This is a genomic window from Spirosoma aerophilum (assembly GCF_054782495.1).
In genome coordinates, this window is record NZ_BAAGSJ010000038.1 from 142,587 (window position 1) to 163,755 (window position 21,169).

Consider the following 21,169-nt stretch of genomic DNA (forward strand, 5'->3'; position numbering starts at 1 on the left):
ACTAGGTTTGTTTAATAGTTCGTAATTCGATATGGTGGCGAGTTTTGACAACGCTAAGCTTGAGAAGCTCAGCTAATATTTCCAGCAGGTCGTCGGCTTTTTCGGCTTTGAAATTGCCGGCAATCCGTCGTTGAGCAAGTTCTGTTTCAGGTACTACAACACTGACACCGAACCGCTCCTGAATCTGAATAGCAATTTCGGACACAGGTGTATTGTCGAAATAAAACCAGTGTTCTTTCCAGGCGACAAACGGGCGGGCGGGGGCTACCTTCCGCAGCTGGTACTGGCCCGAGTTGGCCACCGTGACCACGTTGCCCGGCTTCATGTATACCTGCTGCCCCTGAGCAAGTTCGAGTTTTACTTTACCTTTGGTCAGGAACACCCGTTTTCCCCGTTTGCGGGCATACACAACAAATTCAGTACCCAGCACTTCCACCTGAAACTTATCGGCGGTACGCACGACGAACCGCTGGTTGTTTTCCATATGGGTCACGTTGAATTCCCCCTCTCCTTCCAGAAACACCTCTCGAGTATCGCTGCCAAATCCAAACCGGGGCACCCGCAGCTGGGAGTTGGCATTGAGTGTTACGGTTGTCCCATCCGATAGTTTGTAGACTGCCGTTTGTCCGTAAGCCGTCTGGTAGGTTTTGAATTGAATCTGAACCCGGAACAGATAAGCGCCCAGCAAACTCACCACCAGCAACGAAGCGGCTATACGCCATCCCAGCCGACTGTTTGTCCAGAAAGCCGCGTTACTTTTGACCATTACAGGTTGCGGAGGGCGAGGCTGAGTTTCCTGCAGGATCTGCTGGAAGGCATCGAAAGCTTTTTCAGAATCGACCGCAAACTGGGGCCGCTGGCTTTCCCACTCATCCAGGAATTGGTAATAGAGTTCCTGATTAACTTCATCAGCTATCCAGGCTTCGATATATTTTCGCTGGATAGCCGTGGCTTTCCCGTCAAAAAAATCAAAGATTATACGTTTTGTGAGCGACGGCTTCATAGCTAATTCTTTATTTGCCTACAAGACAAGTTGAGTACTCATTACCTCACCCCAGCACGCAGAGGGAATCGGTACCGATCAATAAAATCAGCGTGATAAACCAGTCTGCTTTTAAATCCTGCCGAAGCTTACCAATGGCCCGGATGAGTAATTTCTCGACAGCGCTGTTGGTGATTTTCATATCCTGCGCTATCTCCGTGTACTTCTTGCCTTCGATGCGGCTTAGTAAAAAAGCACGCTGACATTGGGGAGGAAGGTTTTGAATAATCGACTCGATTTTCTGGTGCAGTTCACTATAATGAAGCACCTGGTCAGGCTGGAGAGATGCCGGAATAGACTGTTTATCGACCAGTTCCAAAGAATCAGACTCCCGCAGTTCCCAGCGCAGGTAGTTATAGGCCCGGTGCCTTACGGCCTTGTAGAGATAGGCCCGGTAAGAGGTGGTGATTTGCTCAAACGTGCGGTCCTGCCAGAAAACTGTAAACACTTCAGCTACAATATCTTCGGCCACTTCTTTCGAGTAAACAAACCGAACGGCGTGATTAACCAGATTTGTATAGTAACGCCGGAATAACAGAGCGCAACCGTTCATGGCATTCTCACTAAACAACTGACGAAGTATCAATTCATCATCTGTTATGTTCACGGAAGGCTCGGACTGCTGATTGTCCGGAGACAACATTGGGCCCTCGGTTCTGGACTGAATAAAAGGCAACGGTAATAGCTGCATACAAACTTCCGTTAATCGGGTAGTACTTAAGGTAGACAAGTTTGTACTCTATTACCTCACATCAATTATCACTATTTTTTCAAAATAAAGTGAAAAAATACCCTCACTAAACGGATAAAGGGTTTTTTAAAACAAAAATAATTTTTCCGGCCCTGAAGCCCTCACTAAATTTATCACCTGAGCGTGGGCTGGCTTTTACCCTTGGTAATACTTTGAGGGCCTTTTTGTATGAGACAACTGATTTACATAACCGTACTTGTTTTCATAACCTTACCGGTTTTTGCCCATCTGGGTAACCTGACCGGAACGGTATACGATCAGGCAACGAATCAACCATTACGTGGCGTTACGGTGCAACTGACAGGCTTAGGCAAAGCTACATGGACGAATGAAATGGGCCAGTTTCGGTTCGATAATCTGGTGGAGGCACCTTATAAGATAGAGTTTTCGCACGTTGGCTTTCAACCGCAGACGCTGGATATAAACCTGCCTGATGATCAGACCGTATTTGTTAAAGTCGTTCTTGTGAGCGCCCCTATTCAGCTACAGCAAATCCAGGTGTCCGGCCAACGCCCACACGATCAGCAGCTGATTAGCAGTCTGGATATAAAACTCCGGTCGATTACCAACTCACAGGAAATTCTCAGATTAGTGCCCGGCCTGTTCATTGGCCAACATGCCGGGGGTGGGAAAGCCGAACAGATATTTCTGCGGGGCTTCGACCTTGACCACGGCACCGACATTCGCCTGACGGTAGACGGTATGCCGGTCAACATGGTATCGCATGCACACGGTCAGGGTTATGCCGACTTACATTTTGTTATACCCGAATTAGTTGAAGGAGCCGACTTTAAGAAAGGGCCTTATCAGACAGATAAAGGTAATTTTACTACAGCAGGCTGGGTGGACTTTCGTACCCGAACGGCCCTCGATCATTCGTTCGTTAAGCTGGAAACGGGCCAGTATGATACCTATCGCGCCGTTGCCGGGCTGGACCTACTGGGGAACAGTCCGGCGTCCAAAAAAGGCAAGTCTACGAATCAGTCGGCTTACCTGGCTTCAGAGTATTCGTACACTAACGCCTATTTTGAAAACCCGCAGCATTTTAAACGGGTCAACGTGATGGGAAAATACCACGGTCACATTTTCCCGAATACCTACCTGACCGTCACCGGATCAACCTTCTGGAGCAAATGGAATCATTCAGGCCAGATCCCCGACCGGGCCGTAGATTCGGGCCTGATTGGCTTTTTTGGCTCAATAGACCCATCGGAAGGAGGTGAAACCAGCCGGACGAATGCGAATGTTCAGTTTGCCACGGTAACGCCCCGCAATCACCTTATTAAAAACCAGTTTTTCTATAGCAATTACAATTTCGAGCTGTATTCCAACTTTACTTTTTTTAAGGAAGACACCCTGAACGGTGACCAGATACGGCAGAAAGAACATCGAAATCTGTTTGGCTACAATGGTAGTTATGCCCATACAGATTATATAGGCACCACCCGGTTCACCACGACTGCCGGTGTGCAATATCGACAGGATGTAACGCACCATACAGAGCTTTCGCACACAAAGAATCGGGCTGAAACGCTGGAACAGAAACAATTTGGTAATATAAACGAGCTTAATGCAGCCGTTTATGTCGATGAATCCATTCAGTTTTCGGAACGGCTTACAGCCGTAGCAGGTGTCCGGTTCGACTATTTTCACAATCGCTATACCAGCTTACTAACGACCCCAAGCACCAAGGCACACGCTCAGGAAGGTGTTGTGTCGCCTAAACTCAATCTGTATTATACAGCGAATCCCAGCTTGCAGCTTTATCTGAATACAGGCAAAGGGTTTCACTCCAACGACACCCGAGTGGTTATAGCGCAACAGGGTCGCCAGATTTTACCAGCAGCTTACGGTTCAGATCTGGGCATGATTATTAAGCCATTTCCGAAGCTGATCATCAATGCGGCTACCTGGTATTTGTGGTTGCAGCAGGAGTTCGTTTATGTAGGCGATGAAGGCGTCGTGGAGCCTAGCGGTCGATCGCGCCGGATGGGTATCGATCTATCGGCGCGTTACCAACTGACCAAACAGCTTTTTGCCGATATCGATCTGAATACCGCCCGCCCCCGCGCTATTGATGCTGAAGCCGGCCAAAATTACCTTCCCCTGGCTCCGGTTTTTACCTCAACAGGCGGACTTTCGTTACGAACGAATTCGGGCTTTAGCGGTTCGTTGCGCTACCGGTACCTGGCTAATAGGCCCGCCAATGATGACAATTCCATTGTAGCAAAAGGGTACTTCGTGACCGACTTGCAGGTTAATTACGCCCGCCCCCATTACGCATTAGGCCTATCGATACAGAACCTCTTGAACACCCGCTGGAAGGAAACCCAGTTCGATACCGAGAGCCGGTTGAAAAGCGAAGCCGCCCCCGTTGAAGAAATTCATTTCACGCCCGGAACGCCCTTTTTTGCGCGTTTAAGCTTGACTTATTTCTTTGGTAAATAACAAGCACTGGCTTACCCTTTCATAAAACGAACAAGCACAACTTCGAGCAGCATGAACCCGAGGGCAGCTAACAGAAAGTATTTCCAGAGGCTTTTACCCAGATTTTCCTGCTCCAGTACCTGCACAAAATCACCGTCCTGAATACTATCGAATACTTCGACGTTCGGTTGGTTGGCGAAGATTTTACGCAGTTCATCGGCAGAATAGAAATTCATGGACGATTCCTGATTACCGTGATTGAGGGCCAGCAAACGCTCTGTTTTATCGTTAAGCCGAAGCTCATAATAGCCCGCTTCTACTTCCTGACCAGCTGCTAACTCGTTACTTTTCGGCATTTCGAGCTGCAGCTGATTACCAACAATGCGTTGCACCGGAATAATTTCCAGCTTATCGTGTTTTAGTTTATACACAGCTTTCTCGGACGGATTGCTTACGGGAATAGTAACCAGATTATCATCAAACGAGTAAGCTGTCCGTTGCTGCCGAACACTTAAAGCGGCCATCTTATACATGATGGGGACAAACAAGGCATGCTCTGCCAAATTTCCATAAGCCGACCCCAGCGGATTAGCCAGCAAATAAACCGTACCCTGCGCCGTGCTGCCAATCACTTTCGATTGCGTCAATAACGGACTTCCATCACGCAAACTCAACAAGCGTTCACCGGCACTCCATCGCCAGACGGGTGCGGCTGTTGGCATGTTCAGGGGTTCTGACTGATAACTTTGCTGAAATACATCGCGGAAGAAGGGGTTCCGACGATCAGGGTCGGCAACGGGCAAGGGCGATGGGTTCGTTCCGGGTGTGATTACAGTTTGCACATTTCCGAGCCCTAAGGCCAGCAGAAAAGGGCCGAACGAACTACTGTTGGGATTCGTTGGCGGAATAATAGTCAGGCTTCCCCCCTGCCGAACAAAGCGTTCCAACTCCGTACGAAGGGTGCCATTAACATCCGTAACGCCTTCCAGCACCACCAGATCCGCTTCCTTCAACTGGCCAACGTCGAAATTTTGTACGTTAAAACTACGACGGACGAACAGACTGTCGTTGGCATAAACGGCATCCACATAATCGGCTTTCTGGCCTTCAGAAGATGCTTTCTGTTCATACAAATGCAGTACCCGAACAGCCGGTGAGGCCTCAATAACAAAGAAGTACTGATTATCGAACGTTATGGGATAATCTTCAAACACAATCCGGCCCCGATGGTATCCTTTCGAGGTCACGTTAAAATTAAGCGCTACCGTTGCCGAACCGTCCGGGGCAATGGTCGCTGACGCCGTCGAGGTTTGTGCATCGTCTAAATACAGCTTTATTGGAAGGTTCTTGACATTTTCACGGCCTGCGTTGTTCAGCTTCACGTTCAGGCTGTTATTCTGCATTTCACGAATGAAGGGCGTGGTAAGCCATACCGAATCGACGTATACATTCTTGGTAGATTGGGCGTCGAGAGGCACAATGAATAGCCGATCGGTTGTGTCGATAGCAAGCTTCGATAAATCCCCCGCTGTACTTTTCTGAAAGTCAGAAAACCAGAACAACTGGTTTCGACCACCAGGATTCAAGGAACTCAGTAAATTCCGCTGCCGACGATAGACGGTTTCGAGGGCACGGGGTGTATGGGCAAACCGGATGGATGTTACCCGATCACGCACCGACTCGGCCGTACCCGCCTGCTGTTCGGCCGACGAAAAATCATTCGTCAATAGTTGAAGCGAAGTGGCATTGCGAAACAGCGTCAGCAGTTCATCGAGCTTACTAATGGCAATGTCGAGGTACCGTTTGGTATTGCGTTCGTTCTGCATACTAAACGAATTATCAACATACAAACTCGTAACGCCCTGCCTCGATAGTCCCAGTTTATTTTTGCTGGGAATAAATGGCTGGGCGAATGCCAGGGCCAGAAACGCCAGAAACAAACAACGGCAAGCCAGTATCAGCCAATGCTTGAGCCGACGAAACGACTTGGTTTCGGTTTGGACCGTGCGCAACAGGGCGACATTCGTGAAAAAGACCCGCCGGGTTCGCCGAAAATTAAACAGGTGAATGGCTATCGGAACCGATACCGCCAGCAGACCAAACAGAAAGGAAGGATAGAGAAAATTCATTCAGGGTATTTCGGCAAACAGGATTTCCTTATTAACGACCGGCTATAGGCCTTTCGTTTCTTCAGTCCCTAAGTTAATCAGGGATTATCACTTCATAAAACGCCATTTTCGTTTGTAACACATCGGTATAGGTTATGGAGCTTACCTCGTTGCCACTTTTATTAAAATCAGCGACCGGTGTATGACCAACCACCTGATGAAAACCAGTTAAATAGTCGACGCGGGTTTCGGAGCGATCTGCCCAGACAGGCCCGCCAAACGCATCGTAGCCGCCCCGTTTGGGCCCAATTTCGAACAACAGATTTCGATATTTTGCCGACTGACCATGAGCTTCATTCAATAATCCGGCCAGATCATACTCAGCCATACCAGTAAATGTGTCATTATGTGTTTTTGCCAGAAAATGAGCCAGCCATTTGTTCGTCACCCCTGCATGCGTAAACAGGAAGTTCTTCTGCTGATGAGCTATCTGAAACAGGTCTTTGTGCTTGATCAGCAACGAGCTTAATTCGAGTTGTGACCACTGGCGAAAGCCCGAGCAACGGTAGAGGGGATAGTGCAGGTACTGTGCGTCGTGATTCCCGATTAACAATACAAACTTATCGGGAGCCTCCATTTTACGCTGAATAACGGTGTTCAAATTCGAATAAATGGTGTCGTCATCAAATACGTAGCTATCTGTATAGTCGCCAAGAAAAACCACCTGGTCATATGCATCCAGATTTGCCTCTTGCCAAACGCTTCGCCCGTGCAAATCACTAATCGCCAGAATTTTCATAGGATCAAGATCAGATGGAAAAGGTACAAAAAAGCCCCGATAGGAAAACCTATCGGGGCTCATGTCTGAACCGGGATTTCGTTGATTTTTCTGATTACTCTGAAAACAAAATCACAGTCTGTCAGAAGAACCAAATAAATCTTGCCGGGCCGCCGGAGCGGTTCGGATTAAAGTGTCCGTTTCACTTCTTTCAATTCGAAGCTTTCAATGACGTCACCCACTTCAATATCGTTGAAGTTTTTGATGCTTAAGCCACATTCGTAGCCAAACTTCACTTCACTAACATCTTCTTTAAAGCGTTTCAGCGCACTGATTTCGCCAGTGTGAATGACAATGAAATCACGAATGATCCGGATTTTATTGTTCCGTTTGATATTGCCTTCGGTTACGTAGCAACCAGCTACCGTACCAATCTTGCTTATCTTGAACACATCACGTACTTCAATATTACCAACGATAACTTCTTCTACGGTCGGCGCTAACAGGCCTTCCATAGCATCTTTCACTTCGTTGATCGCATCGTAGATGATGGAGTAAAGACGGATTTCAATTTGTTCCTGTTCGGCCAGCTTCCGGGCACTTGCCGAAGGACGTACCTGGAAACCAACGATAACCGCATCAGAAGCCGACGCCAGCAGAACGTCCGATTCGGAGATCTGACCAACGGCTTTGTGAATGATGTTCACCTGAACCTCGCCCGTAGAAAGTTGCAGGAGCGAATCCGACAAGGCTTCTACCGAACCGTCCACGTCACCTTTCACAATCACATTCAGCTCTTTGAACGTACCGATTGCTTTCCGGCGACCGATCTCTTCGAGGGTGATGTGCTTGCGGGTACGCAGCGTCTGCTCACGCAGCAGTTGCTCCCGTTTGTTCGCAATTTCGCGGGCCTCACGATCCGTTTCCATCACGTTGAACTTATCACCAGCCTGTGGCGCACCGGGCAGACCTAAAATCTGTACTGGTGTTGATGGTCCTGCTTCTTTGATTCGCTCGCCCCGGTCATTTGTCATAGCCCGGATGCGGCCGTAATGCGCTCCCACCAGCATGATGTCACCCTGATGCAGCGTACCGTTTTCAACCAGTACGGTCGATACATAGCCACGACCTTTGTCGAGCGAAGCTTCAATCACCGTACCTAATGCCCGGCGCTTGGGGTTAGCTTTCAGTTCGAGCAGTTCAGCTTCAAGCAGAACTTTTTCGAGCAGATCGTCAACACCCATACCTGATTTCGACGAAATTTCCTGTGCCTGGTATTTACCACCCCATTCTTCGACGAGCATATTCATAGCGGCAAGTTCCGTCCGAATCTTTTCAGAATCGGCACCCGGCTTATCTACTTTCGAGAAAGCAAACACGATGGGTACTCCGGCGACCTGAGCGTGGTTGATGGCTTCACGCGTTTGAGGCATGATACTGTCATCCGCAGCAATGACAATAATAACGACGTCCGTTACTTTGGCACCCCGTGCACGCATGGCCGTAAAGGCTTCGTGACCCGGTGTATCCAGGAATGTTATCATCCGGTCATCGCTGTGTTTCACACTATACGCACCAATGTGCTGGGTGATACCCCCTGCTTCACCAGCCGCCACTTTAGCACGGCGGATGTAGTCAAGTAACGACGTTTTACCATGGTCAACGTGACCCATAATGGTCACAATCGGCGCACGTGGCTGTAAGTCTTCGGGCACATCAGCTTCGATGTCGATACTGGCTTCCGTTTCATCTTCAGCCGAGATGAACTGAACATCGTAGCCAAATTCATCGGCAATAACTGTAATCGCTTCGGCGTCCAACCGCTGGTTGATCGATACGAACATACCCAGGTTCAAACAAACCGAGATAACCTCGTTAATCGACACGTCCATCAGTGAGGCCAGGTCGTTGGCTGATACGAACTCGGTAACTTTCAGGATTTTTGCTTCCAGTTCCTCCTGTTCGTTCATCAAACGACGATCATCCTCGCGCTGGCTTCGGCGATCACGTCGACGGTCGGCACCACGGTTTGGCGTGTTACCACGCATCCGGGCGTTCGTTTGCTGGATTGCCTTCTGAACATCTGCCTGGGTTGGTGCTTCCCGACGACCACCACCGCCACGGTTGGCATTGTTGCCTGTTCCACCGCGGTTAGCATTACCGGTTCCACCCCGATTGGCATTGTTTCCACCACCTGAACGGTTGTTGGCATTGGCATTTGTATTCGTGTTGGCCTGACCCGTTCGGTTCGCATTATTGTTGCCTCCCTGGTTCTGGCCCGTGCCGCCCGTACGGTTAGCAGGTGCTGCCGTACGATCGCCCTGACCTTGCCCTTGTGAACGGTTACCGTCGCGTGGAGCGGCATCGCGCTGACCCGTTGCGGGAGCGCGGTCGCCCTGTGGACGATCGCCCTGCGTGCGGTTTACCGGACCCCGATCACCTTCACGTGGCGGCCGGTTACCACCTTGTCCCTGTGGTTGTCCACCGCCCTGATTTGGCTGATTCGGGTTGCTGCCCCCTTCGCGGCCACCGCGAATGCGTTTGCGTTTTCCTTTCTTATCGGCATTGTTGTTGCCCCCACCACCCTGACGCGGGTTATTGACAGGCAACTCGATTTTACCAAGAATTTTAAGACCGCCCAACTGATGGCTACCAGCCGCACGTATAGTCTCCGTAGCTGCATCCGGCTCATCGGCTGATACCGGTTTCGCTGCTTGTGCCTCTGCCTTTGGCTGATTATCTGGTCTAGGCTGGTTGTCCAGACGATTATTAGCCGGACGATTTTCTCGTGGCCGTTCCTGTACCGGTGCTTTAGGCGTTTCCTGCTGAGCTGGAGCTGATGGAGCTACAGTCGGCTCGACAACTGCTTTTGGAGGAGCAGGTGCCACTGGCTGCGATTCAGCAACAACGGGCTTAGGAGCCTCTTTCGGCGCTGCGTCTACCTTTGCAACTGGCGTTACCGGTGCTTCGACGGCAACGGGTGCTGTTACAGGTGGGGCTGGCGCTGGTTTGGCTTCAACAACCGACGCTGGCGCTGGTTTGGGCGCTTCGACAACCGCTGCCGGTGCTGAAGGAGCCGGCGCTGGTGCAGCAGCGGGCTGAGGAGCCACTGGTGCAGGCGGTGCCACGGCCACCGGCGGTGCTACTGGAGCAGACGGCGGTGCAACGGGAGGTGCCACAACAGTTGGCTTCACATCCTCTGCTACCGGCGCTTTCGCTTGCGGAGCTGGTTGTGAATACGCAGGTTTTGCGTTCAAATCAATTTTACCCAATACTTTCAGGCCTGGCAAACCGGTCTGAGCGGTTTCTGGAGCTGATTTCGACTCAACGAGAGCCGGTTTAGGTAGATCAGCTGGAGCTGACTCTAGTTTGTTTTCGACAATTGGACGTCTCGCATCATCACGACGGTACAAAACGACATCCTCCTCCTGACGACGCGGTGGCTCGGCGGCTATAACCGGCGGTTCAGCCCGGCGAGTTCCGTTCAGGAGTTCCGTAGATTTATACTCCTTCGCTAACACCTCCAACTGTTCTGTGTTGATTTTGGTGTTAGGATTAATTTCAACCTTAAACCCTTTGGCAGACAGACTACTCGCAACAGAGGATAGTCCTTTGTTGAGAATTTTTGCCACTTGGCTCAGGCGCATTGACTTTTCTTCTGCCATACTTCGGTTTATATTCGGCAAATTTAATAGTTGTTGGTATGGTATGAACACCAGTTCCAGCAATAAAAATCCCTCATTCAGATAATGAAGAGTGAAAAGTTAAGCATGAAGACTACTAATTCGATCTTTATTCTTAACTTTTATCAGACAAGTGCCCTCTCTTCATGAACTATCTTATTCAAATTCCTGCTTGAGGATATTCAGGATTTCTTCGACGGTATCTTCTTCAAGGTCCGTTCGACGAACAAGTTCTTCTTTATTCAGAGCCAGTACACTCTTGGCGGTATCGAGACCCACTTTTCGGAGTTCCTGGATCATCCACTCGTCAATCTCATCAGAGAATTCCATCAGATCAACGTCTTCATCGTCTTCCTGGCCTTCATTATCCCGGAATACGTCGATTTCCATGTCGACTAACCGACCGGCCAGCTTAATGTTCTGTCCCCCTTTACCAATCGCGAGCGATACCTGATCGGGTTTCAGAAACACGGATACCCGTTTGGTCTCCCGATCTATCTGCATCGAGCTGATCTTGGCAGGGCTAAGCGCCCGGCTGATAAGCAGTTCCAGGTTTTCGGTGTAGTTGATAACGTCGATGTTCTCGTTGCCCAGTTCCCGAACGATACCATGTATTCGTGACCCTTTCATGCCCACGCAGGCACCAACGGGATCGATCCGGTCGTCGTACGATTCAACGGCAACTTTTGCCCGCTCGCCCGGCTCCCGAACAATTTTACGAATTGAAATCAAGCCATCGTAAATCTCCGGCACTTCAATTTCAAAAAGACGCTCCAGGAAAACCGGCGACGTACGCGACAGTATGATTTTGGGTGTACCGTTCAACATATCGACCCGGCTGATTACGGCTTTCACCGCTTCGCCTTTGCGATACCGATCCTTCGGGATCTGCTCGGTACGGGGTAAACTCAGTTCGTTATTCTCACTGTCAACCAGAATGATTTCGTGTTTGAGCAACTGATAGACTTCAGCACCCACCAAATCACCCACCTGATCTTTATATTTTTGATAAAGGAGTTCTTTCTCCATGTCCTTTATCTTCTGAATGAGCGTCTGCCGAGCTGTTTGTACGACCCGACGGCCGAAATCATCCAGTTTTACTTCTTCAGCAACCTGCTCACCCACTTCAAAGTCATCCTGAATTTTACGGGCTTCGGCGAGGGGTATTTTGTCATAATCCCAGATATCCTCCGAGTTGTCGTCCACAATTTCGCGTGTCCGCCACATTTCCAAATCGCCACTTTCGGCGTTAATGATCACATCGAAGTTCTCATCTGTACCGTATTTCTTTCGAATCATTGTTCGGAAGACATCTTCCAGAATAGTGATCATGGTCGGCCGGTCAATATTTTTTGACCGGGCAAAATCAGCAAACGATTCGATTAATAGTCCACTGGTCATTTTAGTGTTCGTCAAGAGTGATAGTGGTTAGTTGACGGGTGAGCGTTCGTTATGTATTGACAACCGCAGCAGTGACTTTCTATTCGCTAACCGCCAATAACTTATTTAAATGATACTTCTACCTGTGCTTTCTTAATCTGTTCGAATAAAATCGATGTCGGGCCAACAGGTGGGACCTCAACAGACAAATCAGCTTCCTTTTTCTTTTTACTCTTCGATTGCTTTTCGGCCTCTATATCCAGCACGATATGATCGTCGGCTACAGATTCCAGCCAGCCTTTGCGGAGCTTTCCATCCACCAGCGTCACGGTTAACTGACGTCCCACGTTCCGGACAAACTGCCTCGGCGATGTCAATGGATAATCGACACCGGGTGATGAAATCTCGAGCGTAAACGGCGAATCTCCAAAAAAATTCATCTCATCCATTTGCCCACCCAGCCTACGGCTGATGTCAGCGCAGTCATCGATCTTGATACCTGCATCGCTATCCAGTAAAATAGTGACCTTCAATCGGCCACCTTGCCGGCCAGCTACCTGAATATCAACGATATAAAACTCCCCGTTATTCAGGTATGGCTGTAGTAGTTCGGTAATTCTCGCTTTGTCGTCCATAAGGTAAGGCTAACAAAAAAGGGAGTGCGACTCCCTTTTTTGATCAATGCCATATGGTTTTTGTTCCACAAAGATAATACGTTTCTACTTGAGTCGCAAGCGTCCAATTGGGTTCGACAGAAGGCTTTCCAATCATTATGCCTTATTTTTGGGTTCCACAAACACACTAGTCCCAGTCAACAACGACGATATGGCGCTTAGAATGCGAGTTGGACAGTTCATCGCCTATTTTTTTCGGTCTTTGCTGTGGTCGATTAATTTGTTGCTGGCTTTGTACACCTGTCTGGTTTATTGGCTACTATACAGTTTATCGATTGAGCATTGGTCGGCCAGCATGGTCATGATCACCTTACCGGTAGCCTGGGTCTTCAACTTCATTGTTGTTTGTTTATGGCTCGTAGCCAGGCCGTGGCGAAGCTGGTTATCCGGCATTGTTCTGATAGTAGGCCTTATTTTGTTTGGCTCCCGCACCTTTGTGTGGAACACCCCCATCGCTCCTAAAGGCCAGGGGACGCCCGTAAAAGTGTTTAGTTATAACGTTCAATCGTTTAATCTGACTGAACCCTGGGCCTTATACCACAGCTCCCCAAAGGTGCGCCGATTGGAGAATTATGTGCTCCGCTACGACGCACCAATCAAATGTTTTCAGGAGTTCTACAATTCAACCGCGGTTCCCGGTTATAATGTTGTTGAGCGATTTCATAAGGCAGGTTACCCCTATTCAGCGCTTTTATTTCCCAAGATGGCGCTGGTGTCGGATGGTGACGTGGGTGTGGCTATTTTTTCCAGTTACCCCATACTTCAATCAAACCGGGAAGCCTTTGGTGGTCCCAATGGACTCGTGTGGGCGGATATTAAAATAGGGAATGATACAGTGCGTATCATCAATGTACACCTACATTCGATGGGCATTAGGGTAGGAAAAGTACTGAAACAGAAGGAAATGAAAGGTGTACAGCGGGAAACGCGTGGTGTATTAAGCGCGTTGCATTCCGGTTTCATCGATCGTCGGGAAGAGGTGATAAAGGTTCAAAAGTACATTCGGGAAAGCCCCCACCCCGTTATCGTAACCGGCGACCATAACGATACACCGTATAGTGTTGTGTACGAACGCATGCGCCGAACCTTGCCCAATAGCTTCGAAGAGGCAGGACGCGGGTTCGGGTTTACCTACAATCGCCTGCCCGGTTTCATCCGAATTGATCATCAGTTTCATGATCCGAAAATACCCGTCCTGAACTTCGAAACGATTAATTACCTCAAGTACTCAGACCACTATCCTATTGTGGGGACATATCTCATCAGGTAGTATCAGAAGATAGTATTAGGAGTGAGGAGGGCTGACGCCAGCATTATCTTTCGCGTCAGCCATCCTCACTCCTAATGCTATCTTCTGATACTGCCCTCAAGGATGGGCATTCACCCAGGACTCTCCATCCGTGAAGACTTCTTTTTTCCAGATGGGTACCGTTTGTTTGATGGTGTCAATGATGTAACGACAGGCTTCAAAGGCGGCAGCCCGGTGGGGCGTAGATACGCCAATCAATACGGCAATATCACCAATTTGCAGAGTCCCCTTGCGGTGGATGATTGTGTAGCGAAGAATAGGCCACTGCTGTTGAGCATCATCCGCTATTTTCTGCATTTCGCTGATGGCCATGCGGTCATAGGCTTCGTATTCGAGCCGGTCGACGGAGCGCTCCTGGGTGTTATCCCGAACAACGCCAAGAAAAAAATCAATTGCACCAGCCTGTTCCGACTGGAGGAACTGGAGAGCGGCAGAAACGTCAATAGGATCTGAAGTAAGGGCAATCATAGGATATAGGCAAAAGTTAACCTCCGCTCACCGGTGGGATAAGGGCAATTTCATCGCGGTGAGTGAGCAACTGCTCGGGTTCGGCATATTCGCCATTCACAGCAACCAACAAGGAACGAATGCCCGCCAGGGCCGGGTAGGATGCGTGCAACTGGCTGAGCAAATCACCTACGCTGGCTCCTTCCGTGAGTGGGACAGATACGGCCGACTGACCGGTTAAGTCGCGGGTGATTCCAAATAAAAGCACCGAAACAGACGAATTCATAAACAGGTACAATACACGATAAAGTGAGCAATTTAGCGAAAGAACGCCGTAAGCTGCTATTCAAGTTCGCCAGCCCTCAACAAAAAGCGGTGTCACTTCCTGATGAAAGTGACACCGCTTTTATTCACTGGACAGGTACTTACTTCGAATTGTCCATTTTCCGTTCAGCCTTCTTCATTTTGCGATCTGCTTTGTTGAGGGCTTTATTGGTTCCGTCTTTAACGTCTTCTTTTGTATTTTTAGCGGCAGTCGAGATTTTATCCCCCGCCTTATCGGCTTCGCGGCCTACTTTCCGGCCAGCGGCCTTCGTTGTTTCTTTAGCCTGATGGGCTGTTTCTTTGGCATTTTGTTTCGTATCCTGAGCAGATACAAGGGCGACGGAGAAAAGCAAAGCAGTCGCCAGCATCATTATCTTTTTCATAATTGTTGAGTTGATTTCTGCACGAAATAACTCGACAACCTACTGAAATGTTTATTCCTTCATTGGTTTTATACCCGCCATCTGACGAAAACGGATCCTGGCCAGCTAATCTTTGTGCTTAAACACTTTTACCTGATACACGTAATCCTGCATGCGCTTGATCTGCTGTTTGCGGGGCAGGTGTGCCAGCGTATTTCGTTTATTCAGGCGGAGTGGCTGCCCTTTGAGCGAATCGGTTGGAATATTATTGAGTGCTTCGAGAATGTAATTTGTTTTCACCGCAAAACTAACGCCCTCAGAGGTCGTCTGCTTACCGCTAATAATACCAATAACATTCCCTTTTTCATCCAGCAGCGGCCCACCTGAGTTTCCGGGGTTCACGCCAATGGCCACCTGATAAGCGGTCGAATCACCCCGAAAGCCTGTACCGGAACTGAGATACCCTTCGCCATAAACGATTTCTTCGCGGGGATAACCCAGTGTATAGACTCGTTCGCCTAAATCGGAGGGACGGGATTCGAAACCATATGGAACGGACGGCATAGTCCTGAAAGCATTATCATCGCACAATTGCAGAAAGGCTAAATCGTGCGCCTTATCGGTATAAACGACACGCGCTTTATACACTTCCCCTTTAGCACTCTGGACGTATACGGAATCAGCTTCGCGTACAATGTGGTTGTTGGTAACCATATAGCCATCGCCCGTGAGCAGAAAGCCCGAGCCGGCTACCTGTGCCGGATTGGCGCTTAAACCCCTCCCCCGACCATTGTAGTCATTCAGCAACTGACGCTGCGACGATTTAACAGCCTGAATTTCCTTGCTTAGCTGACGATATTGCTGCTCTTGCTGGTGGCTCTGCTGGTAGGACCGATACAGAAAAATAGAGCCGAACGTGGTGATGATCGCGGCCGATGCAGCTACGGCCAGCGTAGTCCGGTACATTTGCCAGAGCGACCGAATCTGACCCGTTGGGGCCAAGCGGTATGCCTCGGCATGCTGACGCATAACGTCCATATCGGTACGTGCCTCAACAGCGGCTAACCGCTCTTTGAACCGGATTCGTTCGCCATAAGCCCGAAGGGCATTTTCGATATCTCGTTCTTCGTTCGTTTCCATTTTAGTAATACCGACTCTCCAGCGTCGGTGGATACTTGACGACAAAACCAACTCTGGAGAGTTGGCACTATGATTTATATTCCGAAAAGAACAGCCGCTTCAACCGCATCAGGCACTTGTACTTCTGCGTTTTGGCATTGTCGGCGTTGGTATAGCCAAACTTTTCGGTGATGTCCTGCATGCTCAAATGCTGGATATAAAAATCGTCCAGCAGGGTGCGGCAGGGTTCGCCAAGTCGATCGAGCGAGTCGGCCATTAAAGTAAACTGACGGTCTCGCTCTTCGTGGTCGGTTACATCTTCGTCCAGTTGCCCGGCAACGAATTCGTCGGTAACGGGCCGTTCTACATCGCGCACCATGTAACGGCCTTTGTGTGCTAACTGCTTCAGCCACAACCGTCGACCAACCGAATAGAGGTAGGTTTTCAGCTGACAGTGAAGTTCCAGCGAGCCAGTCCTTACTTTCTCATATAAGACAATCAGGGCTTCCTGATAAATATCCTTGGCATCGTCTTCATTACCGCTATTGCTGGTCACAAAGTGAAGCACCATTGGGAAGTACCGACGATATAATTGCGTCAATGCGTCGTCGGAGCCATTGGCCAAACCCATCAGCAACTCTTCATCAGTCAATATGGGCGACCTACTTTCCTTCATTGAGTTGAGTCATTACTTAATACAGAAACGGCTAAGACGTAACCCAAAAAAAAATAAAAAAAAGTTGGGTTACCTTTCTCTCTATACCGTATTAACAGTGACATTAATTATTAATCACTAAACAAAAACATCCCCAAAAATATGAAAGCAATCACGAAATCCGCCTTCTTTTTCATGGCTATGATCGCCCTGGCTACGTCTTGCAGCTCGAAGAAGACCGAAACCACCGAAACGACCACAACCACGACGGCGGATTCCGCTTCGACGATGGCTACGGACTCGACGATGGCTACGGATTCTGCTTCGACGATGTCTGCTGATAGCGCGAAGTAATATTTGCTAAGGCACAACTGCCGGTACATCTTACCGACACCGCTATAAACGTTTGAAAGCCCCCTGATTCGTCAGAGGGCTTTTATTTTTTACACCCTATCGATATTACATCAACAATTCCTTCAGCAGATTCATTTCACCCGTAGGGGCGGCTTTTTCGTACAGAATATTATACACCGCGTTGGTGATCGGCATATTCACGGCATACTTCCGATTGATCTCATAGATACTTTTCACAGCATAGTATCCCTCGGCAATCATGTTCATTTCGGCCTGTGCCGACTGAATGGTGTAGCCCCGGCCAATGAGCGTACCAAATGTTCGGTTGCGGCTGAAGGGTGAATAAGCCGTTACCAATAAATCACCCAGGTAAGCCGACCCGCTTAAATCCCGATGTTTGGGATATACGGCATCGACAAATCGTTTGATCTCCTGCATGGCGTTTGACACCAGCACTGCCTGAAAATTGTCGCCATACCCCAGGCCACGGGTAATGCCACTGGCCAGCGCGATAATGTTTTTCATCACGGCACTGTACTCGATCCCATAAATATCATCGACGGCCGTTGTCTGCACGAAACGACACCGGAGCAGGGAAGCCACTTCCTGCGCACACAAAGCGTTTTGGGAAGCAATGGTCAAATAGGAGTGTTTTTCAAGAGCTACTTCCTCAGCATGACACGGCCCGGCAATGACCGACATCCGATCTACGGGAACCCCATACTGCTCGCTTACCCAGTCGGTCACTAACTGATTAGCCCCCGGAATCATGCCCTTGATGGCCGACACCACCGTTTTTCCTTCAAAATGTGCTGATTTGAGTCCCGTTAGCGCGTCACTGACAAAAGCCGCCGGAACGGCCAGAATAATGTAATCGCTGTCTTTGAATGAATCCCGAATTTTGGTACAGACCTTCACCTTTCGGGTATTGATCTGTACGTCGCTCAGGTAGCTTGGGTTGTGTCCAAATTTTTTAATATGATCGGCGTCAGACGTTTTGCGAAGCCACCATTTAACACTGACGTTATTTTCGGAGAGAATCTTAACGAGAGCGGTGGCCCAACTGCCTCCACCTACCATGGTGAGTCGAATGGGTTGAGTTACTTTCATGGGGTAAAGTAAGGAAGAAAGCCGATGTATGACAAGTTTAGAAGACTTCCCTATCACTGGTACTTACCGAATGCTAAGTTGTCTTACCTCTCAAAAAGTGTTTTCCTCCAATGGTATTCTTTTTTTGCATATTTAGCGCTTACTCCTCGATAACCCTTCTGACTACCTGACACTTATACCCGCCATGGAGATTTTCTTACTGGTCATTTTACTCATCCTGGCCATTATTGCCAACAACCGTTTTGGTGCCATACGAGACGCTATTGGCGTACAGCACACCGTTATCAATCAGCTACGCACTGAGCTGCTTGCCTTTAGGGAAGAATTCAATTCGAAAGAGGTATTGGCGCCTATCGTGCAAGCGCCTATAACGCCACCAGCTGAGTCGCCAGCAATTGTTATTCCCGAAGAGATCCCCACTTCTGTTGCTGAGCTTATACCTGAAACCGTTGTCCCCGTTGACATAACCCCGGAACCCGAACTGGTTATGATGACGCAGGCGGCTCCACAAGCGGTAGTGCCAGAGCCGCCAAAACCTTCTTTTATCCAGCGGTTCCTCCTGGAGAATCCCGACCTGGAGAAGTTTATCGGTGAAAATCTCATCAACAAAATCGGTATCGCTATTCTGGTGGCGGGTATCGGCTACTTTGTCAAATTTGCCATCGACCAGCAGTGGATCAACGAAATTGGCCGGGTCATGATCGGTATTCTGGCGGGTGGCCTCCTAATTGGCTTAGCGCACCGTCTTCGGAATACATTCAATGCCTTTAGTTCGGTGTTGGTGGCGGGTGGCCTTTCCGTTCTTTACTTCACCATTGCCATTGCTTTTTCTGATTACAAGATTTTTAGCCAGACAGTGGCCTTCATAGTAATGGTCATCATCACGGGTTTTTCGGTTCTGCTGGCCATTGCGTATAACCGTTCTGCGTTGGCAGTTATGTCACTCATTGGGGGTTTCGCAACACCATTAATGGTCAGTACCGGGCAGGGCAACTATATTGTTCTGTTTAGCTACATACTTATTTTGGATGGCGGTATGCTGGTACTGGCCTATTTCAAAAAGTGGAACATCGTGCACTGGGTGGCATATGGCTTCACCGTCCTATTGTTTGGCGGCTGGTTAAGTTCGGAGGTAGTCGGAGTTAAACAGGCGCCTTATACCGGCGCCCTGCTTTTTGCTACCTCATTTTACGTTGTATTTATGGTGATGAACCTGATCTATAATCTTAAAAATCAGGCTAAATTCTCGGCTATTGAAATCAGTCTGCTGCTAAGTAATACCGCTTTTTATTACGCAGCGGGTATGGCTATCCTGGCCAATGTGGATAAAGGAGCCTACCAGGGGTTGTTTACGGCAGCCATCGCCGGCATGAATTTTGGCATCGCCACGTTGCTTTATCGACGCCAATCTGTCGACCGAACCTTAATCTATTTACTGATCGGGTTGGTCATTACGTTCGTTAGTCTGACCGTTCCGGTACAACTGGATGGCAACTTTATCACCATGTTCTGGGCGCTGGAGGCCGTTTTGCTCTTGTGGCTGGCCCAGCGATCCGGGTTAACCCTACTTGCTAGTGCGGCAGTGCTCGTCATGGGGCTCATGCTAATCAGTTTAACCATGGACTGGGCACAACTGTATTTCAATACCTCGGTGCCTGCCCCACTCGCTTTACCCATCCTTCTTAACAAAGCCTTTATAACCAGTTTGGTCGCTATTGTCAGTTTAGTCTTAACCAATCGGCTGCTACGCAGTCAGCCAACGCCCTTTCAGTTCTGGATAGGTCCGTTGAGCGTGGCGGCTTACCAACAGCTCATTGGGTATTTAACCGTTCTTGTCATTTACTTTGGTGGTCTTTTGGAACTGGATTATCAGGCTAGCCTTGCGTATGGCTTTGGCCCTAATCGAACCATTTTCCTCGGCACATACCATCTTTTTTTAGGTGCTGTTGCCCTGTTTATCACCCGACGTTATGCGGTACGTTCGTGGATGCTACAGGCTACCATCGCCTGCCTGATCATCCTGTTTTTTTATGTGCTGATGTTCGCACCGGCTGTTCCTAATTTGCTGAGTAGTTATTTTCAAGGGAACGAACTCAGCAAAATTGGCTTTCCGGTCCACTACCTGAGCCTGTTCTTTCTGATTGGCTTGTTGGTTTTACTGCCAAAAGTTAAACCATTTCTGGAGCCAGTCCCCCCGCTTGCCCATAAGATATGGCCGTGGTTTCTTGGCTTTGTCTTGGTTTACACGGCTAGTTCGGAGCTATTTACCCATGTCGCTTACTTTAGTTTTGCGGGTGACAGCCTGCCCACATTGCCCTGGCAAAAGCAAGCCGTAGCTGATCGGTACTACGCCGTCTTCGAACAAACGAACAAAGTAGGACTTCCCATCCTGTGGGGTATTTGTGCCTTTATATTCATGTATGTGGGTCTAAGTCGTCGAAACCGGCAATTCCGAATTATGTCGCTGAGCCTGTTTGCCCTGACACTGTTCAAATTATTTTTCTACGACCTCCGGGGTATTTCGGAAGGGGGACGTATTGCCGCGTTCATTTCGCTCGGTGCGCTGTTGCTTATCATTTCGTTTATGTATCAGCGCATCAAACGGCTGATACTTCTGAATGACGAAACCACACCTATCGCCTGATT

The 21,169-nt window shown here is 49.0% G+C and carries 17 protein-coding genes; 4 read left to right on the plus strand and 13 right to left on the minus strand.

The genetic code is table 11. The features are described from left to right. Position 1 precedes the first annotated feature (1 nt). Together ACYVK4_RS30360 and ACYVK4_RS30365 are read right to left on the minus strand one after the other, a co-directional pair. Positions 2–1,003, minus strand: a complete 1,002-nt coding sequence (locus tag ACYVK4_RS30360) for a FecR family protein (RefSeq protein ID WP_461131346.1) — start codon at positions 1,001–1,003, stop codon at positions 2–4. A gap of 46 nt (positions 1,004–1,049) precedes the next feature. Further along, positions 1,050–1,733, minus strand: a complete 684-nt coding sequence (locus ACYVK4_RS30365) for an RNA polymerase sigma-70 factor (protein WP_461131347.1) — start codon at positions 1,731–1,733, stop codon at positions 1,050–1,052. 228 nt (positions 1,734–1,961) lie between these two features. On the opposite strand from ACYVK4_RS30365, the gene ACYVK4_RS30370 reads away from it, so the two are divergent. Then, complete coding sequence (locus ACYVK4_RS30370) at positions 1,962–4,241, plus strand: TonB-dependent receptor (protein WP_461131348.1); 2,280 nt, start codon at positions 1,962–1,964, stop codon at positions 4,239–4,241. Between the two features lie 11 nt (positions 4,242–4,252). Here the strand turns inward: ACYVK4_RS30370 and ACYVK4_RS30375 are convergent, their stop codons facing one another. The 5 genes from ACYVK4_RS30375 to ACYVK4_RS30395 form a co-directional block, all read right to left on the minus strand. Next, positions 4,253–6,349 (minus strand): BatA domain-containing protein, encoded by a 2,097-nt coding sequence (locus ACYVK4_RS30375; RefSeq protein WP_461131349.1) that lies wholly within the window; start codon positions 6,347–6,349, stop codon positions 4,253–4,255. A 73-nt stretch (positions 6,350–6,422) separates the two neighbouring features. Then, the gene (locus ACYVK4_RS30380) at positions 6,423–7,127 is read right to left on the minus strand and encodes a metallophosphoesterase family protein (protein ID WP_461131350.1); all 705 of its coding nucleotides are present in this window, start codon (positions 7,125–7,127) and stop codon (positions 6,423–6,425) included. A gap of 167 nt (positions 7,128–7,294) precedes the next feature. After that, a complete protein-coding gene (infB, locus tag ACYVK4_RS30385; protein ID WP_461131351.1) occupies positions 7,295–10,771 on the minus strand; it encodes a translation initiation factor IF-2 in 3,477 nt (1,158 codons plus the stop codon). A 174-nt stretch (positions 10,772–10,945) separates the two neighbouring features. Beyond that, entirely contained in the window at positions 10,946–12,190 is a 1,245-nt protein-coding gene (gene nusA, locus ACYVK4_RS30390; RefSeq protein ID WP_461131548.1) for a transcription termination factor NusA, read from the minus strand. A gap of 101 nt (positions 12,191–12,291) precedes the next feature. Next, positions 12,292–12,804, minus strand: coding sequence for a ribosome maturation factor RimP (locus tag ACYVK4_RS30395; protein WP_461131352.1), 513 nt, complete (start codon positions 12,802–12,804; stop codon positions 12,292–12,294). 190 nt (positions 12,805–12,994) lie between these two features. On the opposite strand from ACYVK4_RS30395, the gene ACYVK4_RS30400 reads away from it, so the two are divergent. Next, positions 12,995–14,113: an endonuclease/exonuclease/phosphatase family protein gene (locus ACYVK4_RS30400; RefSeq protein WP_461131353.1), complete on the plus strand. Its 1,119-nt coding sequence runs from the start codon at positions 12,995–12,997 to the stop codon at positions 14,111–14,113. 96 nt (positions 14,114–14,209) lie between these two features. Here the strand turns inward: ACYVK4_RS30400 and ACYVK4_RS30405 are convergent, their stop codons facing one another. The 5 genes from ACYVK4_RS30405 to ACYVK4_RS30425 form a co-directional block, all read right to left on the minus strand. Further along, on the minus strand, positions 14,210–14,620 hold the full coding sequence (locus ACYVK4_RS30405) for a molybdenum cofactor biosynthesis protein MoaE (RefSeq protein ID WP_461131354.1): 411 nt from the start codon (positions 14,618–14,620) through the stop codon (positions 14,210–14,212). A gap of 16 nt (positions 14,621–14,636) precedes the next feature. After that, entirely contained in the window at positions 14,637–14,885 is a 249-nt protein-coding gene (locus ACYVK4_RS30410) for a MoaD/ThiS family protein (protein WP_461131355.1), read from the minus strand. Between the two features lie 139 nt (positions 14,886–15,024). Then, positions 15,025–15,306 carry a hypothetical protein gene (locus ACYVK4_RS30415; RefSeq protein WP_461131356.1) on the minus strand — a complete coding sequence of 94 codons (282 nt, stop codon included), beginning with the start codon at positions 15,304–15,306 and terminating at the stop codon, positions 15,025–15,027. 105 nt (positions 15,307–15,411) lie between these two features. Continuing rightward, positions 15,412–16,425: a S1C family serine protease gene (locus ACYVK4_RS30420; protein ID WP_461131357.1), complete on the minus strand. Its 1,014-nt coding sequence runs from the start codon at positions 16,423–16,425 to the stop codon at positions 15,412–15,414. Between the two features lie 67 nt (positions 16,426–16,492). Then, positions 16,493–17,080, minus strand: coding sequence for an RNA polymerase sigma factor (locus ACYVK4_RS30425; RefSeq protein WP_461131358.1), 588 nt, complete (start codon positions 17,078–17,080; stop codon positions 16,493–16,495). Positions 17,081–17,221: 141 nt separating this feature from the next. On the opposite strand from ACYVK4_RS30425, the gene ACYVK4_RS30430 reads away from it, so the two are divergent. Further along, positions 17,222–17,413: a hypothetical protein gene (locus ACYVK4_RS30430; RefSeq protein ID WP_461131359.1), complete on the plus strand. Its 192-nt coding sequence runs from the start codon at positions 17,222–17,224 to the stop codon at positions 17,411–17,413. Between the two features lie 105 nt (positions 17,414–17,518). Here ACYVK4_RS30430 and ACYVK4_RS30435 read toward each other — a convergent pair whose 3' ends face one another. Next, on the minus strand, positions 17,519–18,523 hold the full coding sequence (locus ACYVK4_RS30435) for an NAD(P)H-dependent glycerol-3-phosphate dehydrogenase (protein WP_461131360.1): 1,005 nt from the start codon (positions 18,521–18,523) through the stop codon (positions 17,519–17,521). A 184-nt stretch (positions 18,524–18,707) separates the two neighbouring features. Between ACYVK4_RS30435 and ACYVK4_RS30440 the strand changes: the two genes are divergently transcribed. Further along, positions 18,708–21,167: a DUF2339 domain-containing protein gene (locus ACYVK4_RS30440; protein ID WP_461131361.1), complete on the plus strand. Its 2,460-nt coding sequence runs from the start codon at positions 18,708–18,710 to the stop codon at positions 21,165–21,167. The last annotated feature ends 2 nt before the right edge of the window (positions 21,168–21,169 follow it).

Bases quoted from the DNA above. Each gene is read 5' to 3' on its own strand.
- ACYVK4_RS30425 (WP_461131358.1), bottom strand. From the start codon at position 17,080: ATGAAGGAAAGTAGGTCGCCCATATTGACTGATGAAGAGTTGCTGATG.
- ACYVK4_RS30380 (WP_461131350.1), bottom strand. From the start codon at position 7,127: ATGAAAATTCTGGCGATTAGTGATTTGCACGGGCGAAGCGTTTGGCAA.
- ACYVK4_RS30360 (WP_461131346.1), bottom strand. From the start codon at position 1,003: ATGAAGCCGTCGCTCACAAAACGTATAATCTTTGATTTTTTTGACGGG.
- ACYVK4_RS30420 (WP_461131357.1), bottom strand. From the start codon at position 16,425: ATGGAAACGAACGAAGAACGAGATATCGAAAATGCCCTTCGGGCTTAT.
- nusA (WP_461131548.1), bottom strand. From the start codon at position 12,190: ATGACCAGTGGACTATTAATCGAATCGTTTGCTGATTTTGCCCGGTCA.
- ACYVK4_RS30405 (WP_461131354.1), bottom strand. From the start codon at position 14,620: ATGATTGCCCTTACTTCAGATCCTATTGACGTTTCTGCCGCTCTCCAG.
- ACYVK4_RS30375 (WP_461131349.1), bottom strand. From the start codon at position 6,349: ATGAATTTTCTCTATCCTTCCTTTCTGTTTGGTCTGCTGGCGGTATCG.
- ACYVK4_RS30365 (WP_461131347.1), bottom strand. From the start codon at position 1,733: ATGCAGCTATTACCGTTGCCTTTTATTCAGTCCAGAACCGAGGGCCCA.
- ACYVK4_RS30440 (WP_461131361.1), top strand. From the start codon at position 18,708: ATGGAGATTTTCTTACTGGTCATTTTACTCATCCTGGCCATTATTGCC.
- ACYVK4_RS30395 (WP_461131352.1), bottom strand. From the start codon at position 12,804: ATGGACGACAAAGCGAGAATTACCGAACTACTACAGCCATACCTGAAT.
- ACYVK4_RS30435 (WP_461131360.1), bottom strand. From the start codon at position 18,523: ATGAAAGTAACTCAACCCATTCGACTCACCATGGTAGGTGGAGGCAGT.
- ACYVK4_RS30370 (WP_461131348.1), top strand. From the start codon at position 1,962: ATGAGACAACTGATTTACATAACCGTACTTGTTTTCATAACCTTACCG.
- ACYVK4_RS30415 (WP_461131356.1), bottom strand. From the start codon at position 15,306: ATGAAAAAGATAATGATGCTGGCGACTGCTTTGCTTTTCTCCGTCGCC.
- ACYVK4_RS30430 (WP_461131359.1), top strand. From the start codon at position 17,222: ATGAAAGCAATCACGAAATCCGCCTTCTTTTTCATGGCTATGATCGCC.
- infB (WP_461131351.1), bottom strand. From the start codon at position 10,771: ATGGCAGAAGAAAAGTCAATGCGCCTGAGCCAAGTGGCAAAAATTCTC.
- ACYVK4_RS30400 (WP_461131353.1), top strand. From the start codon at position 12,995: ATGGCGCTTAGAATGCGAGTTGGACAGTTCATCGCCTATTTTTTTCGG.
- ACYVK4_RS30410 (WP_461131355.1), bottom strand. From the start codon at position 14,885: ATGAATTCGTCTGTTTCGGTGCTTTTATTTGGAATCACCCGCGACTTA.